15 protein-coding genes are annotated in these 15,107 nt (G+C 72.4%); 9 read left to right on the top strand and 6 right to left on the bottom strand.

Annotated features, from left to right (window positions below; translation table 11 throughout):
* Positions 1-18: 18 nt before the first annotated feature.
* From serS to Pma05_RS22475, 3 genes are all read left to right on the top strand, one after another.
* Entirely contained in the window at positions 19-1,275 is a 1,257-nt protein-coding gene (gene serS / locus Pma05_RS22465) for a serine--tRNA ligase (RefSeq protein ID WP_203859426.1), read from the top strand.
* Between the two features lie 152 nt (positions 1,276-1,427).
* Entirely contained in the window at positions 1,428-2,249 is an 822-nt protein-coding gene (locus Pma05_RS22470) for an HAD family hydrolase (protein ID WP_203859427.1), read from the top strand.
* Positions 2,249-3,127, top strand: coding sequence for an HAD family hydrolase (locus Pma05_RS22475; protein WP_203859428.1), 879 nt, complete (start codon positions 2,249-2,251; stop codon positions 3,125-3,127). Before Pma05_RS22470 ends, Pma05_RS22475 begins: the two co-directional genes overlap by 1 nt.
* A 67-nt stretch (positions 3,128-3,194) precedes the next feature.
* Here Pma05_RS22475 and Pma05_RS22480 read toward each other — a convergent pair whose 3' ends face one another.
* A complete protein-coding gene (locus Pma05_RS22480; protein ID WP_203859429.1) occupies positions 3,195-3,800 on the bottom strand; it encodes a bacterial proteasome activator family protein in 606 nt (201 codons plus the stop codon).
* 114 nt (positions 3,801-3,914) lie between these two features.
* Between Pma05_RS22480 and Pma05_RS22485 the strand changes: the two genes are divergently transcribed.
* Both Pma05_RS22485 and Pma05_RS22490 read left to right on the top strand, forming a co-directional pair.
* Complete coding sequence (locus tag Pma05_RS22485) at positions 3,915-4,754, top strand: alpha/beta hydrolase family protein (protein ID WP_203859430.1); 840 nt, start codon at positions 3,915-3,917, stop codon at positions 4,752-4,754.
* Between the two features lie 46 nt (positions 4,755-4,800).
* On the top strand, positions 4,801-6,012 hold the full coding sequence (locus Pma05_RS22490; protein WP_203859431.1) for an ABC transporter substrate-binding protein: 1,212 nt from the start codon (positions 4,801-4,803) through the stop codon (positions 6,010-6,012).
* A gap of 30 nt (positions 6,013-6,042) precedes the next feature.
* Here Pma05_RS22490 and ddaH read toward each other — a convergent pair whose 3' ends face one another.
* A complete protein-coding gene (gene ddaH, locus Pma05_RS22495; RefSeq protein ID WP_203859432.1) occupies positions 6,043-6,867 on the bottom strand; it encodes a dimethylargininase in 825 nt (274 codons plus the stop codon).
* Between the two features lie 67 nt (positions 6,868-6,934).
* Here ddaH and Pma05_RS22500 point away from each other — a divergent pair, with 67 nt between their 5' ends.
* Both Pma05_RS22500 and Pma05_RS22505 read left to right on the top strand, forming a co-directional pair.
* A complete protein-coding gene (locus Pma05_RS22500; RefSeq protein WP_203859531.1) occupies positions 6,935-7,393 on the top strand; it encodes an Lrp/AsnC family transcriptional regulator in 459 nt (152 codons plus the stop codon).
* Between the two features lie 194 nt (positions 7,394-7,587).
* Positions 7,588-9,621 carry a beta-propeller domain-containing protein gene (locus tag Pma05_RS22505; RefSeq protein ID WP_203859433.1) on the top strand — a complete coding sequence of 678 codons (2,034 nt, stop codon included), beginning with the start codon at positions 7,588-7,590 and terminating at the stop codon, positions 9,619-9,621.
* A gap of 13 nt (positions 9,622-9,634) precedes the next feature.
* Here Pma05_RS22505 and Pma05_RS22510 read toward each other — a convergent pair whose 3' ends face one another.
* A complete protein-coding gene (locus tag Pma05_RS22510) occupies positions 9,635-10,741 on the bottom strand; it encodes a T3SS (YopN, CesT) and YbjN peptide-binding chaperone 1 (protein WP_203859434.1) in 1,107 nt (368 codons plus the stop codon).
* A gap of 131 nt (positions 10,742-10,872) precedes the next feature.
* A complete protein-coding gene (locus Pma05_RS22515) occupies positions 10,873-11,769 on the bottom strand; it encodes an extracellular catalytic domain type 1 short-chain-length polyhydroxyalkanoate depolymerase (protein WP_203859435.1) in 897 nt (298 codons plus the stop codon).
* A gap of 82 nt (positions 11,770-11,851) precedes the next feature.
* Between Pma05_RS22515 and Pma05_RS22520 the strand changes: the two genes are divergently transcribed.
* Both Pma05_RS22520 and Pma05_RS22525 read left to right on the top strand, forming a co-directional pair.
* Positions 11,852-12,475 carry a PadR family transcriptional regulator gene (locus tag Pma05_RS22520; RefSeq protein ID WP_203859436.1) on the top strand — a complete coding sequence of 208 codons (624 nt, stop codon included), beginning with the start codon at positions 11,852-11,854 and terminating at the stop codon, positions 12,473-12,475.
* A gap of 310 nt (positions 12,476-12,785) precedes the next feature.
* Positions 12,786-14,003, top strand: a complete 1,218-nt coding sequence (locus Pma05_RS22525; RefSeq protein ID WP_203859437.1) for an MFS transporter — start codon at positions 12,786-12,788, stop codon at positions 14,001-14,003.
* Here Pma05_RS22525 and Pma05_RS22530 read toward each other — a convergent pair.
* Both Pma05_RS22530 and mobA read right to left on the bottom strand, forming a co-directional pair.
* Positions 14,000-14,293 carry a DUF6457 domain-containing protein gene (locus Pma05_RS22530; protein WP_203859438.1) on the bottom strand — a complete coding sequence of 98 codons (294 nt, stop codon included), beginning with the start codon at positions 14,291-14,293 and terminating at the stop codon, positions 14,000-14,002. The genes Pma05_RS22525 and Pma05_RS22530 overlap by 4 nt on opposite strands.
* Positions 14,290-15,069 (bottom strand): molybdenum cofactor guanylyltransferase, encoded by a 780-nt coding sequence (gene mobA, locus Pma05_RS22535; RefSeq protein WP_203859439.1) that lies wholly within the window; start codon positions 15,067-15,069, stop codon positions 14,290-14,292. The genes Pma05_RS22530 and mobA overlap by 4 nt, the downstream gene beginning before the upstream one ends.
* Between the last annotated feature and the right edge of the window lie 38 nt (positions 15,070-15,107).

Genomic DNA, 15,107 nt, shown 5'->3' on the forward strand with positions numbered 1-15,107 from the left:
CCGGTAGGCTCGGTTCCCGTGATTGACCTGCGTCTGCTCCGCGACGATCCGGATACCGTACGTGCCAGCCAGCGTGCCCGTGGCGAGTCCGAGTCCGTGGTCGACGACCTGCTGCGGGCCGACCAGGAGCGGCGGGCGGCGGTCGGGCGCTTCGAGGCGCTCCGGGCCGAGCAGAAGCAGCTCGGCAAGCGGATGCCGAAGGCCGACCCGGCGGAGAAGGCCGGGCTGCTCGCCCGGACCAAGGAACTCTCCACCGAGGTGAAGGCGGCCGAGGCGGCGGTCGGCGCGGCCGAGGCGGCGCTGCGCCAGGCGCAGTACGCGATCCCGAACGTGGTCGAGCCGGGCACCCCGCCCGGCGGCGAGGACGACTTCGTGGTGCTCCGCGAGGTCGGCACCCGGCCCGAGATCGAGAACCCGCGCGACCACCTGGAACTGGGCGAGGCGCTGCGGGCGATCGACGTCGAGCGCGGCGCGAAGACCTCGGGCAGCCGGTTCTACTACCTGACCGGGGTGGGCGCGCTGCTCCAGCTCGGCCTGCTGCAACTCGCCGTCGCCCAGGCGGTGGAGTACGGCTTCGTCCCGAGCATCACCCCGTCGCTGGTCAAGCCGGAGGCGATGGAGGGCACCGGGTTCCTCGGCTCGCACGCCAGCGAGGTCTACCGGCTGGAGGCCGACGACCTGTTCCTGGTCGGCACCAGTGAGGTGGCGCTGGCCGCGTACCACTCGGGGGAGATCCTGGACCTGGCCGAGCCGGTCCGGTACGCCGGCTGGTCGTCCTGCTACCGCCGCGAGGCCGGGTCGTACGGCCGGGACACCCGGGGGATCATGCGGGTGCACCAGTTCGACAAGGTCGAGATGTTCTCCTACTGCCGCCCCGAGGAGGCGCACGCCGAGCACCTCCGGCTGCTGGCCTGGGAGGAGGAGATGCTGGCCAAGGTCGAACTACCGTACCGGGTGATCGACGTGGCAGCGGGTGACCTGGGCAGCAGCGCGGCCCGCAAGTACGACTGCGAGGCGTGGGTACCGTCGCAGGGCCGCTACCGGGAGGTCACCTCGACCTCGAACTGCACCACCTTCCAGGCCCGGCGACTGAACGTGCGATACCGGGACGACCAGGGCCGCCCGCAGATGGCCGCGACTCTGAACGGCACCCTGGCCACCACCCGCTGGCTGGTGCCGATCCTGGAGAACCACCAGCAACCGGACGGCTCGGTACGGGTCCCCAAGGCCCTCCAGCCCTACCTGGGCGGTCGGGACGTGCTCGAACCGAAGTGAACCCCTGCGGTGGAGAGCACTTCACACAAATGTCATGGAGCCACCCCGGAAGGTGAGATACGGTTGCTGCCCCGTGACCGCCAGCTGATCCGGTAGCAGCAGGTTCCGGCAGTTCAGCCACGCCTGGCGGGCGGCGGGGTGGAGGAGGAGCCATGCCCCGACCCGGGTTGCCGAAGCTGATCGCCACCGACCTCGACGGCACGCTGGTGCGTACCGACGAGACCGTCTCCGGGTACACCCACGAGGTGCTGGACCGGGTTCGGGCCGCCGGCATTCCGGTGGTCGGCGCCACCGGGCGCGGGCCCCGGCTCGCCGAACTCACCCGCAACGACATCCGGGCCGCCGACTTCCTGGTGATGGCCGGCGGCGGCCGGGTGGTCGACCAGACCGACCCGGCCGGGCCGGTGATCCTCCGCGACGAGCGGCTGCCCGGTGCGTCCCTGGCCGAGCTGCTCCGGGTACTGGAGGCCGAGGTGGGCCCGCTGACCGTGATGGTCGAGGCGCTGGACGCGCCCGGTGCCCCGCTCTGGGGTGATTTCGACGCGACCTGGCCCTACCAGGACCGGTTCGAGGCGCGGACCCGGGTCGACTGCCTGGGCCGGGACGTGATCAAGGCGTTCGCCCGGACCCCCGACCACGACGTGGACACCCTGCTCGAAACCGCCCGCCGGGTCGTACCGGCGGAGCAGGCCGCGATCACCCAGGCCGGGCTCGGCTTCATCGAGATCTGCCCGCCCGGGGTGGACAAGGCGACCGGACTGGCGGTGGTGGCCCAGACCCTCGGCGTCGACCCGGCCGAGGTGCTGGTCTTCGGGGACATGCCGAACGACCTGCCGATGTTCGAGTGGGCCGGCTGGGCCCGGGTGGCGGTCTCCAACGCCCACCCCACCGTACGGCGGGCCGCCGACGAGGTGACCCTGCGCAACGACGACGACGGGGTGGCGGTCTACCTCGATCGACTACTCTCGCGTTGATGGGACGACTACCTCGGCTGGTGGCCACGGATCTCGACGGCACGCTGCTGCGGGCGGACAAGTCGGTCAGCCCGCGTACCGTCGAGGCGATCTCGCGGATCTCCGCCGAGGGCACCGGTGTGGTGCTGGTGACCGGGCGCCCGATCCGTTGGCTCCAGCACGTCTACGACCAACTGGGCCAGCCGCTGCCCACGATCTGCGCCAACGGCGCGGTGGTCTACGACCCGGTCGTCGACCAGGTGCTCCGGGCCGATCCGCTCGCCCCCGACCTGCTCGCCGAGGTGGTCCAGCGGCTCCGCGCCGAGGTGCCCGGGGTGAGCTTCGCGGTCGAGGTGACCGACAGCCGCGAGTTCCGGCACGAACTGGCATATCCGCTGAACTGGGACCGGGGCTACCCCGACATCCGGGTCATCGAGACGCCGGCCGACCTGCATGCCGTACCGGCGGTGAAGCTGCTGGCCCGGGCCGGTGCGCAGGACCCGGACGCGTTCGTGAAGGTGGTGGCCGCGGCGCTGGCCGGGCTCGCCGAGGCGACCCACTCGTCGTACACCGGGCTGATCGAGATCTCGGCGGCCGGGGTGACCAAGGCGGCCGGGCTGGCCTGGTATTGCACCCAGCACGGGGTGGACGCCGCCGACGTGGTCGCCTTCGGGGACATGCCGAACGACGTACCGATGCTCACCTGGGTCGGTCGGGCGGTGGCGGTGGCGAACGCGCATCCGGCCGTACTGGAGATCGCCGGTGACGTGACGGCGAGCAACGAGGAGGACGGGGTCGCGGCGTACCTGGAGACGCTGCTCGACGCCGACTCGCCGGACGGCGCCGACGGCGCGGGAGCGGGCAGCCACGCCGCGGACCGGATCGCCGGCCCGGCCTGACCCACCCACGCCGGCCCGGCCGGGCTCGCGTTTCTCGCCTGTCCGGGACCGGTCGGCGGGTCTGGGGTTACAGGTACTGGCCGGGGCCGGGGCCCTCACCGGGTTGTCCGGCGGTGCCGCCCGGCATCCCCGGAAGGGTGCCGCCGGGGCCCACCGGCAGCGCCGGGCGCCCGCCGGAACGCATCTGCTCCAACTGCATCCGGGCCGCCATCTGCTGGGCGACCAGGGTCGCCTGGATGCCGTGGAAAAGCCCCTCCAGCCAGCCGACCAGTTGGGCCTGGGCGATCCGCAGCTCCGCCTCGCTCGGCACGGAGTCCTCGCCGAACGGCAGGGAGAGCCGCTCCAGCTCATCCCGCAACTCCGGGGCGAGCCCGTCCTCCAGCTCGACGATCGACCGCTGGTGGATCTCCCGCAGCCGGTGCCGGCTGGCGTCGTCGAGCGGTGCGGCCTTGACCTCCTCCAGCAACTGCTTGATCATGCTGCCGATCCGCATCACCTTCGCCGGCTGCTCGATCAACCGCGCCGGGTCCTCGCCAGGCGTCTCGCCGTCGGTCGGCACGGTGCCGACCGGGCGCCCGTCCGGGCCGACCACCAGCACGGTACCGCCGCCGGGACGCTTCTCCGCCGGAGCCGAGTCGTCGTTGTCTTCCTGGGAACGTGGCACGTCGGTCATGCCCCCATCCTCCCGCAACCACCGTCCGGCTCGCGCGCCGCCCACTGTCGGGACCGTGTGCTGCTACTGCCCCTCTGGGGGTAGTAGCAGCACACGCACCGTACGGTCACCACCATGAGCGGAGAGGGCGGCGGTGATGCGCGGGGGGTGCTCCAGCGGCCGGCGCCGCCGGCCGACGTCGCACTGCGGTACGGCGCCGGTCCCGAGCACGTCGCCGACCTGCGCCTGCCGGCCGAGCCCGCCGGTCCGGCCCAGCCGCTGGTGGTGGTCGTGCACGGCGGCTTCTGGCGGGCCGAGTACGACCGCCGGCACACCGGACCGCTCGCGGCGGACCTGGCCGCCCGGGGGTACCCGGTGGCCCAGTTGGAGTACCGCCGGACGGGGCAGCCGGGCGGCGGCTGGCCGGGCACCTTCGACGACGTCGCGGCCGGGATCGCCGCGCTGCCCGGGCTGGTCGAGGCCGTGCTGCCGGCCGGCCGGATGGCACCGGGCCCGCCGATCCTGCTCGGGCACTCCGCCGGCGGACACCTCGCGCTCTGGGCCGCGCTGCGCGCCCCGGCCGGGGTACGCGGGGTGCTCGCCCTGGCCCCGGTGCTGGACCTCGCCGAGGCGTACCGGCTGGACCTGGACGGTGGCGCGGTGGCCGCGCTGCTCGGCGGCGGTCCGGAGGACGTGCCGGACCTCTACGCCACGGCCGACCCGACCCGCTCGGCGGCGCCCCCGGTCCCGGCCTCGATCGTGCACGGCACCCTGGACCGGCAGGTACCGGTGGAGCCGAGTCGCCGGTACGCTGCCGGGGCCACCAGCACCGACCTACGCTTCGTCGAGCTGCCCGAATGCGAGCACTTCGGGGTGATCGACCCGCTGTCCCGCGCGTGGCCCGTCGTACTGGCCGAGTTACATTGGCTTGCTGGAAGATCAGGCGGCATTGACGCAGCATCGCGTTCCCGGTAGAACCCCGGGAGGGCTGCGCGCCCCCACGCCGCCCCGGGAGGGATCCGTGTCGCAGATGGACCGCAGACGAGCGCTCAAGGTGCTGGGCTCGCTCGGCGCGCTCGGCGCCACCGGGCTGGCCGCCGCGTGCGGCCGGTCGGACGACCTCGAAACCGAGGAGCCGATCAGCGACGAGCCGGTACGGATCGGCATGATCGTCGCACAGTCCGGCGTATACAAGCCGATCGGCGACGAGATGGTCCGGGGCTTCCAGCTCTATCTCGACCTGAACGACCAGCGGCTCGGCGGGCACCCGGTCGACCTGGTCATCGCCGACGAGGGCGAGACCCCCGAGTCCGGCCGGGCCGCCCTGGACCAGCTCGTCAAGCAGGGGGTACTGGCGCTCACCGGAGTGGTCAACTCGGCGGTCATGCTCGGCCTGCGGGACACCGTGGAGCAGGCGAAGATCCCGCTGATCGGCTCCAACGCGTCCCCGTCGACGTTGCAGAGCGTCGTCTACATCTGGCGTACGTCGTATATCAACGACGAGCCGGGGCGGGCGCTGGCGGCGTACGTCAAGGAGCAGGTCGGGGCGGACGGCCGGGTGGCGATCATCGCCCCGGAGTACGACGCCGGCCTCGACTCGGTACAGGGCTTCCGGCAGAGCTTCGGGGAGTCCGACGAGCGGATCTCCGACCCGGTGATCTGGACCGAGTACTTCCCCGGCAAGCCGGCCCGGAACGCGTTCGCCCCATACATCAGCCAACTGGTCGACCGCGATCCCGCCGCGATCTACTGCTTCTTCTCCGGCGAATCGGCGATCGAGTTCCTCAAGAAGCTGCGCCAGGCCGGCTACCGCAAGCCGATCTACGCGCCGGGTTTCCTCACCGAGGGGCCGGTGCTCGGGCAGCTCAGGTCGCGCGAGGCCGAGGGGATCGTCACCTCGCTCAACTACTCCGCCGACCTGAACAACGCGGCCAACCGCCGGTTCGCCTCCGCCTTCCGCAAGGCGCACGGCTCGACCCCGACCACCTACGCGATGGCCTCGTACGACGCGGCACAGGTGCTCGGCAAGGCGATCCGGATCGCCGGCAAGGACCTCAGCCCGTTGCAGCTCAACCTGGCGCTCGGCCGGATCGGGCAGATCGACAGCCCGCGTGGCCCGTGGCAGTTCAACCAGCCGCGTACCCCGCAGCAGAAGTGGTATCTGCGCGAGGTGCAGCTGGACGGGCAGGTGCTGTCCAACGTACTGGTCAGCGAGCTGGCGACGCTCGGCTGAGCCACCCGGCAGGGTCAAGCGGCCGTCGACTCAGTCGCGTAGTTCGGCGACGCAGCACTTGACGCTGCCGCCGCCCTTCTTCAGCTCGGAGAGTTCGACCGGGACCGGCAGGTAGCCGGCGGCGGCGACCTTGGCAGCCATCCCGCTGGCCTCAGCGTTCAGCACCACGTGCCGGCCGTCGCTGACGAGGTTCAGCCCGAACCCGAACGCGTCGACCTCGTCCGCCCGGACCGCGTCGGGGAAGAGCTGGGCCAGTACCCGCTGGGCGGCGACCGAGAACGCCTCCGGGAAGTACGCGATGTTGCCGTCGTCGAGCGGGGCCAGCGCGGTGTCCAGGTGGTAGAAGCGCGGGTCCACCAGGCGCAGCGAGACGACCGGTCGGCCGAGTACCTCCTGCGCCTCGGCGTGTGCGGCCGGCTCGGTCCGGAAGCCGTACCCGGCCAGGATCAGGCCGCCGTGCGCCGCCGGCAGGTAGGTGAAGTCGCCCTCGCCCTCGTTGGTCTCGGCGGGCGCGACGAACCGCCAGCCGTGCGACTCGTAGAAGGCCCGGTGCGCCGCCGCCTCGGCGGTCCGCTGCGGGTGCCGGAACCGGGCGCCGTAGACGGTGCCGTCGACCACGAAGGCGCCGTTGGCCGCGTAGACCATGTCCGGCAGGCCGGGTTCCGGGCCGAGTTCGTGCACCGTGTGACCGAGGCCGAGCAGGGTCTCCCGCAACCCGTGCCACTGCTTGACCGCCAACTCCCGGTCGACCGGGGTGGCGGTGTCCATCCACGGGTTGATCGCGTACTCCACGGTGAAGTACTCCGGCGGACACAGAAGATATGTCCGCTTTCTTGGGATCCTCGGCTGGTTCACGGATCCAAGGGTAGGTACGGTACAGGTTTACTAACAGCCAGAACCATTGCCTGAGAGAGGCGGAACGTTGCAGATCGACGGCGTAGACCAGCGAATCATTGCGTCGCTCGTCGCCGACGCCCGAGCCTCGTACGCCGAGATCGGCGCCCGGGTCTCGCTCTCCGCCCCGGCGGTGAAGCGGCGGGTCGACCGGTTGCGGGCGGCCGGGGTGATCCGGGGATTCACCACCGTCATCGACCCGGCGGCGGTCGGCTGGAGCACCGAGGCGTTCGTGGAGCTCTTCTGCACCGGCCGGACCACCCCGGCCCAGATCACCGTGGCGACCCGGCGGCACCCGGAGGTGGTCGCCGCCTACACGGTCTCCGGCGAGGCCGACGCGCTGGTGCACCTCCGGGCGGCCGACATCGCCCACCTGGAGCAGGCCCTCGAACGGCTCCGGGCCGAGCCCTTCGTCACCTCGACCCGCAGCATGATCGTGCTGTCCCGGCTGGTCGACTCGCCGACCGTCGTACCCGCCCCGACCTGACCGCGACCGCCCTCTCCGGACGGACCCCCTGCCGCCGGGGACCGACGACGCGCCGCCGCCCCCGCCCGTCCGGACGGATCCCCTGCCGCCGGGACCGACAACGCGCCGAAGTCCCGGCCCGTCCGGGGCACCGGGCGGCAGCGCCGTGCACCGGGGCGGGAACCGTGGGCGCGGGTCGGCGCGTCGAACCGCGCATGACACCCGCACGGGGAACTCGATCCGGCGCCACCGTCGGTACGGCGTTCGTGGCCGGCCTGGCGCTGACCGGCACGCTGCTCACCGGCTGCACCTCCGAGCCGGATCCCACTCCGTCGCCGCCGCCACGCGACTCCGGGGTACCCGCCAGCGGGCTGCGGCTGGTCGCCTTCGACTCCTGCGCGAGCGCGCTGTCCGGGCTCCGCTCCGCCACCAAGGCGTACGTCGGGCCGTACGGCCTCGCGGGCGGTGGCTGGGGCCGCCCGGAGTTCCAGGCCACCGACGGTGGAGCCGAGCGGGCCGCCGGTGCCGACGCGCCGGCCGCACGCGACAACGCCGGCGCGTCCGGAGCCGGATCCGGCTACTCGGGGACCAACACCCACGAGGCCGGGGTGGACGAGCCGGACCTGGTGAAGACCGACGGCCGGCGCATCGTGACGGTCAGCCAGGGCACGCTGCGGGTGGTCGATCCGGCGAGCCGGCGGTTGACCGGCAGCCTGAAGCTCGACTCCGGCCCGGACGTCGGCTGGGCCGAGACCAACCTGCTGCTGCACGGCGACCGGGCGCTGGTACTGGCCCGGGAGTTCCGCAGCCCGATGCCCGGGACGAGCCGGCGGGACCGGCCCGGCGTACCGCCGATCGACGAGCAGGCCATCGTCGGTCCCCGGCTGATCCTGGTCGACCTGGCCGGCGCCCCGAAGATCGTCGGCGACTACCGGACCGACGGTGCCCTGGTCGACGCCCGCCAGGTCGGCCCGACCGCCCGGGTGGTGGTCCGCTCCGGGCCCCGGCTCGACTTCCCGATGTACAAGGGAGCGGGGCCGGCCGACGAGAAGAAGAGCCTCGCCGCCAACCGGAAGATCGTCGACCAGGCACCGATCGACGCCTGGCTGCCCCGCTACGAGACCAGCACCGGTGGGCAGACCAGCACCGGGCGGGTCGGCTGCGACCGGCTGAGCCGGCCGGCGGTCTACTCCGGCACCTCGCTGGTCACCGTGCTCAGCTTCGATCTCGGCGCCGCCACCCTCGGCGACGGCGACCCGGTGACGGTCGCCGCCGACGGCGACACCGTCTACAGCAACGGCTCGCGGCTCTATCTCGCCAACGACCAGCGCTGGCGGGTGCTGCCGGGGCTGACCGCCGGCGACCGGGCGCCCGACCCGAAGGACGAGCAGACCGACATCTACCAGTTCGACACCGCCGGCCCGGGCCGCCCCCGCTACGTCACCGCCGCCACCGTGCCCGGCTGGCTGGTCAACCAGTACGCGCTCTCGGAGTGGGACGGGCACCTGCGGGTGGCCACCACCACCGGGCGTACCTGGGGGCAGAACCCGAAGTCCAGTTCCGCCGTGTACGTGCTGCGCGCCGACGGGCAGACGCTGACCGAGACCGGCCGGGTCACCGGGCTGGGCAAGGGCGAGCGCATCTACAGCGTGCGGTTCGCCGAGGGGACCGGCTACGTGGTGACCTTCCGGCAGACCGATCCGCTCTACACCGTCGACCTGCGCGATCCCGGGAAGCCGAAGGTCACCGGCGAGCTGAAGATCACCGGGTACTCGTCGTACCTGCACCCGATCGGGGGCGGGCGGCTGATCGGGGTCGGTCAGGAGGCGAACCGGCAGGGGCGGACCGAGGGCAGTCAGGTCTCCCTCTTCGACGTCTCCGACCTGACCAAGCCGACCCGGATCGCCCAGCACCACGTCCGGTACGGCCACTCCGAGGCCGAGTTCGACCCGCACGCCTTCCTCTACTGGCCGGCCACCAACACGCTGGTGGTGCCGTTGACCACGTACGAGCCGGCCGGGATCGACGGCAGGGGCACCTCCGGCAGCGGCGCACTGGTGCTGCGGGTGGGCGACGGCGGTTTCACCGAGGCGGGGCTGGTGGAGCACGCCGAGGCGCGGACCAACGAGTCGAGCGGGATGATCCGCCGCTCGCTGATGGTCGACGGGGTGCTCTGGACCGTCTCCGACGGCGCCATCAAGGCGACCGACCTCGGCACCCTGAACACTCTCGGCGTGATCCGGATCTAGCCCTCGGCAGGGGTCACAGGTACATCCCGGTCCGGTGTTCGCCCGCGTCCCGGTGCTGCGGCTTGTCGCCCTCGCCGAAGAACCGCCGACCGCCGAACTCGCCGTGCAGCCGGTCGTCCAGCTCGTCGGCGAGCCCGGTCATCACCTGTACGGCCAGCATCAGGTGGGTCGCCTGGAAGTTCCGCCCGAAGACCGGGATCGACGCCCAGACGGTGTCGTTGGTGCAGTAGAGCCGGCCGATCGGCATCCGGTTGGTCAACTCGGAGAGCTTGACGTAGAGCTGCTCGGTCGGCTCGACCTCGGTGAGCACCGGGGAGAAGACGTCGACCAGCGGCGGGTTGTCCCGGACCCGGACGAAGACCATCGCCGAGCCGGCCCGAATGCCGATGTCGCCGTCGGAGTCGACCTGGAGCTGGTCCGCCGACGACTTCAGCATCGCCGAGACCACCGTCCGGACCCGCTCCTCCAGGGCCAGCGCGTCGTTGCCGCTCTGCGCCGCCCGGGCCGCCGCCAGCGCCTCGTCGAGGTCGAGGTCGGCGGTCGGATCCTCGGCGACCTCGGGCCGGGCCGTGCCGAGCGGTTCGACCGGGAGCGGCTCGTCTTCCTCGTCGTGGACCAGGAAGACGAGGAAGGCCGGGTGTGGTGCGCCGTACACGTCGCGCAGGGTCCGCGACACGGTGGTGGCGAGCCGGACCGCCTCGGTGGTGTTGGCCCGCATCCCGAAGTGCCCGCCGGAGCCCTCGACCACGCCGGGCGGCGACCAGCCGAGCGCGATCATGTCGGCGATCGCGGCCCGATCCAGCCGGTACCCCTGGGGCAGGGCCGCGTTGCCCACCGCCCGCAGATCGATCTGGCCGTCCTCGCCGACCTCGATGCTCACCGAGTAGACGGCGTCCCCGGTGCCGGATGCGGTGGGGTCGAGGGTCAGCGCGATCTGCGTACCGGTCGGCTGGCTGCGCAGTTGGCCGGCGAGGGCCCGGGCGAACTCCTGCCACGCCTCGGTCACCTTCACCCGGAGGTCCGCGGTGGTCGGTTCGTCGAGAAGGATCGACTCGTAGTGCTCGGCCGGGTTCCCCTCGGTCACTTCATCCCCCGGCGCCTCAGGGTTGTCAGCCGCCATAATCGCCTCCGTCCGTAGGGCACCGCACACCCTACCCAGCCGACCGGTAGGCCGGGATAGTGCGGACCCCGATCAGACAGTAGAGGGGTTGCCCCGGGTACCCGGGGCAGAGCCTTTCGGCGGGATCGTCACTAACGGCGGGGATTCGCCACGAAGAACTCCCACATCGCGGCGGTGGCGTCGACGGCGGTCCGGTAGCCGGTCGCCGACGGCCAGGCGTGACCCATCCCGTTGACCGTGTAGTCGACGACCTGGCTGCCGTCCGGGCAGGTGCTGGCCGTGCGGTTCACCGTCCGGTCCGCGTCGACCCAGACCGGCTTCCCGACGGTGCAGCCCAGGTTCTTCTGCCAGCGGGACAGCCCGCCGTACATCCGGGAGGAGCTGCGGTCCTCCCGGCCGATGAAGGTGATCAACGAGACCGGTCGGCTCGGCTTGTAGTTGGGGTCACTGGCGGCCGGGCTACCGGCGAAGGCCCCGCTGACCGGCGCGATCGCCGCGAACACCTCGGGTGCCTCGACCCCGAGCGCGTACGTCATCTCGGCGCCGGAGGAGAAGCCCGTCGCGTAGACCCGGGCCGGGTCGACCGACCACTCCTTGACCAACGTGTCGACCAGCGCCCGGACGAAGTTGACGTCGTCGCCCTGCTCGGCCGCCCGGCTGAACTCGTTGTTCAGCGACTTCGGATAGGCGACCAGGAAGCCTTCGGTGTCCGCGAGGGTGTCGAGCCCGCTGATGTCCCGCAGCCGCTCGGGGCTCTGGCCGGTGCCGTGCACGGCGACCACCAGCGGGATGGGCGTGCCGGGGCGGTACCCGGGCGGGGCGTGCAGCGCCCAGGTCCGTTCCTTGCCGGCCCGGTCGATCGCCAGGGTGTGGTCGCCGGGGGCCGGGGAGACCGCCGGCCGGGCGGCCCGGGACGCACCCGGGTCGGTCTCCGTACCGGTGTCGTCTTCCGCGCCGCAGGCCGTGGTCGTGCCGATGACCGCCGTCAACGCGATCGCTGCCAGGATGGATCGTCCAATGCTGCGCATCAGTTCCCCGTTCGATGTGCGGCTGCTCGTCGGGAGACTATGTCAACATAGACATAGTCGGGCCGCTCCGGGAGATAACAGTTTGGCTACCGTCAGTGCGCTGGGTTACGCCCTGCTCTGCGCCCTCCACCGTGGCCCGCTCACCGGCTACGAGCTGGTCCAGCGGATGCGCAAGCCGATCGGCTACTACTGGACCGCCCAGCAGAGCCAGATCTATCCCGAGCTGGCCCGGCTGTCGGCGAGCGGGCTGATCGAGCACGACGCCGAGGCCGGGCCGGGCCCACGGCAGCGCAAGACCCACCGCCTCACCGCCGCCGGCCGGGAGGCGCTGGCCGCCTGGCTGGTCGAGCCGCCCGCACTCCGGGCCTTCCGGGACGAGGCGATCCTCAAGACGTACGCGCTGGCCGCCGCCGATCCGGACGGGATGCGCGAGTTCTATCTCGCCGAGGCCGAGACGTACCAGCGCCGGCTGGACGACTTCCAGGCACAGCACGCCGACCTGCTCTCCGGGCACGCGGACGATCCACTCCATCCGCAGTTCGGCGCCTTCGCGACCCTGGAACTGGCGCTGGCCGGCACGCCGCCCCGGATCCGCTGGTGCCGGTGGATGGCCGAGCGGATGACCGAACTCGCCCGGCTCCGGCGCGAGTCGACCCCGGCGGAAGGGTCCACGCCGGCGTCGCGGACGAGCCCGCCGGACGGGTAGCCGGCGAGGTCGGCTGCTGGTCGCGGTCGAGGAGGTGGACTTCCGCGCGACGAACACCGGCGGCGGCCGCGACAGGTCGGCGACAGCGGAATGAAAGCGCACTCGCCTTAATCTCGTGCTGCCCTGGCCGACCGGCAGGGCCCGTACGAGGAGGTTGGTATGCGCACCAAGGACCAGTGAGGTACGGCTTCATCCGACTCTGATCCGCAGGAGCCTGGTTCCGGTCCTGGTCGGCCGTTGGTCGCCCAGGACCGGACCGGCCCGCGACATCGACGATGGGACCAGATTGCTTGAGGTTTCGTCGCCCCGGGTGACCTTTCGCGAGGTCCTCCGCATTCCGGAATTCCGGGCGGTGTGGCTCGCGGAACTGCTGTCGGTCTGTGGCGACCAGTTCGCGCGCGTGGCGTTGTCGGTCATGGTCTTCCAGAGCACCCGCTCCGCCGCACTCACCGCCCTGACCTACGGACTCAGCTATGCGCCGTCCCTGATCGGCGGGATTCTCCTGACCGGCATCGCGGATCGGGCGCCACGCCGCAGGGTGATGGTGGTGGTCGATCTGCTCCGGGCCGGCCTGATCCTGCTGGTGGCGATCCCGGGGCTGCCGTTCTGGGCGTTGTGCGTACTGGTGGGCTCGGTCTCGCTGCTGAACCCGGTCTTCAAGGCGGCGCAGTTGTCGCTGCTGCCGCACGTACTGTCCGGCGATCGCTTCGCGGTCGGCATGGCGATCCGCAGCATGACCGGACAGACGGCGCAGTTGCTCGGCTTCGCCGGTGGGGGATTCCTGCTCGCCGTGGTGACACCGTCGACAGCGCTCGTGCTGGACGCGGTGACGTTCGCGGCCTCGGCCCTGTTCGTGCGGATCGGCGTGCGGCACCGGCCCGCCGCCTCGGGAGAGGGCGATGCGCGGGTTCCGCGCGGATGGCTGGCCGCACTGCGCAGCGGCGGCCGGATGGCCTTCGCCGACCGAGGCGTCCGGACGCTTACGCTGCTGATCTGGCTGATGGCGTTCCTCACCGTCTACGAGGGCCTGGCCGCCCCGTACGCGGCGGCGCTCGGCGGGGACTCGACGACCGTCGGGTTGCTGCTGGCCAGCGATCCACTCGGCGGAGTGGTCGGCGCCTACCTGTTCGGCCGATGGGTACCAGCCCACCTGCGTGCCCGCCTGGTCGGCCCGCTCGCGGTGGCCGCCGCCGCGCTGCTGCTGCTCTGCCTGTTCCGTCCGGGACTCGTCGCGTCGATCGCGGTGTTCGTCGTCTCCGGCGGGCTCGGCACGATCGTGGTCATGCAGGCGACCACGTTCCTCGCGGCGGCCGTTCCGGATGCCAGCCGCGGGCAACTGCTGGGTCTGTCGAACACCGGGCTCACCGCGGCGACCGGGCTGAGCCCGGTGCTGGCCGGGGTCGTCGCCGAACGCATCGGAGCCGTACCGGCGGTCGGCTGGTCCGGGCTGGTGTGCCTGCTACTCACGCTCCCCCTCGCCGTGGCCTGGCGGCGGGTGCTCAGCCACGAGCCGGGGCGATGGGACTAGGAGCCGGTCTCGCCGTTCCCGGTGCCGCCGTTCCCGGTGCCGCCGTTCCCGGTGCCGCCGTTTTCCGGCCAGTGGGCGGCGAGGGCGGTGAGGGCGGCAGCCGCGACCGCCGGGTCCGCGCCCCGACCGACCGCGAGCCCGAGCAGGTACGCGGTGACCGGTGCGCCGGGCCGGAGGACGTTGTGCGCCACGTCACGGGCCAGGTCGAGTACCTGGGACACGTCGACCTGCGCGGGATCGACATCGAGTTCGGCACAGGCCGCCGCCACCCAGCGGTCCATCGCGTTCATCTGATCCACTCCTCCGCCCGGCGTACGTCGTCCTCAGTGTCGCAGTCGAACCAGGGTGGCGGCCCCGACCCCTGCCACGCCACCTCGGTCACGGTCAGTTCGGCGATCAGGGCCCGCATCGACGTACCGGTGAGGACGCCGTTCCGGCCGGCGGCCAGTCGGGTCAGCGCGGCCCGCAGCGGAGCGACCCGCCACACGCCGCAGAGAAACTGCGCCCGTCCGGCGTCGTCGACGTAGACCACCCCATCGGCGCTGGTAGCCCCGGACAACGCGGTACGGAGCTGGCGTACCGCGTCGGCGGTCAGCAGCGGCAGGTCGGCGGCGAGCAGCGCGACGGTGCCGCCGTCGGACAGGGCGGGCGCGTCGGACAGGGCGGGCGTCGCGTCGAACGGGGTGGGCGGGGCTGCGCGGGAGGTGTCAGCCGGGAGTGTGTCCGGTAGCAGAGCAAGGCCGGCGGCGACCGCCGCGACGGGGCCGCCACCGGGCGGCTGCTCCCTGGTCGCCCGTACTCCGGCCGGTAGGTCGCCGGTCGGGCCGACCACGACCCGGAGGTCGGCGTCGGCGACCGCCGCGAGCACCCGGTCCACCATCGGGCGACCGCCCACCGGCAGCGCAGGCTTGTCCGCACCACCCATCCGGCGGGCCGCCCCACCAGCCAGCACCACCGCCGCAAACCCGGCCTGGTCGGGCTCGGCCTGTTCAGGTTCTGCCTGTTGGGGCTCGGCCCGGTCGGGCTCGGCCCGGTCGGGCTCGGTGGACGGTCCCGTTCCGGTCATCGGGTAACGGTAACCGGGGCTTGCGGCCGTGGGCGGCG

This window comes from Plantactinospora mayteni (genome assembly GCF_016862935.1).
Lineage (GTDB): Bacteria > Actinomycetota > Actinomycetes > Mycobacteriales > Micromonosporaceae > Plantactinospora > Plantactinospora mayteni.

Bases quoted from the DNA above. Each gene is read 5' to 3' on its own strand.
- Pma05_RS22485 (WP_203859430.1), top strand. From the start codon at position 3,915: ATGAGCGGAGAGGGCGGCGGTGATGCGCGGGGGGTGCTCCAGCGGCCG.
- Pma05_RS22515 (WP_203859435.1), bottom strand. From the start codon at position 11,769: ATGCGCAGCATTGGACGATCCATCCTGGCAGCGATCGCGTTGACGGCG.
- mobA (WP_203859439.1), bottom strand. From the start codon at position 15,069: ATGACCGGAACGGGACCGTCCACCGAGCCCGACCGGGCCGAGCCCGAC.
- Pma05_RS22475 (WP_203859428.1), top strand. From the start codon at position 2,249: ATGGGACGACTACCTCGGCTGGTGGCCACGGATCTCGACGGCACGCTG.
- Pma05_RS22510 (WP_203859434.1), bottom strand. From the start codon at position 10,741: ATGGCGGCTGACAACCCTGAGGCGCCGGGGGATGAAGTGACCGAGGGG.
- Pma05_RS22480 (WP_203859429.1), bottom strand. From the start codon at position 3,800: ATGACCGACGTGCCACGTTCCCAGGAAGACAACGACGACTCGGCTCCG.
- Pma05_RS22505 (WP_203859433.1), top strand. From the start codon at position 7,588: ATGACACCCGCACGGGGAACTCGATCCGGCGCCACCGTCGGTACGGCG.
- Pma05_RS22470 (WP_203859427.1), top strand. From the start codon at position 1,428: ATGCCCCGACCCGGGTTGCCGAAGCTGATCGCCACCGACCTCGACGGC.
- Pma05_RS22530 (WP_203859438.1), bottom strand. From the start codon at position 14,293: ATGAACGCGATGGACCGCTGGGTGGCGGCGGCCTGTGCCGAACTCGAT.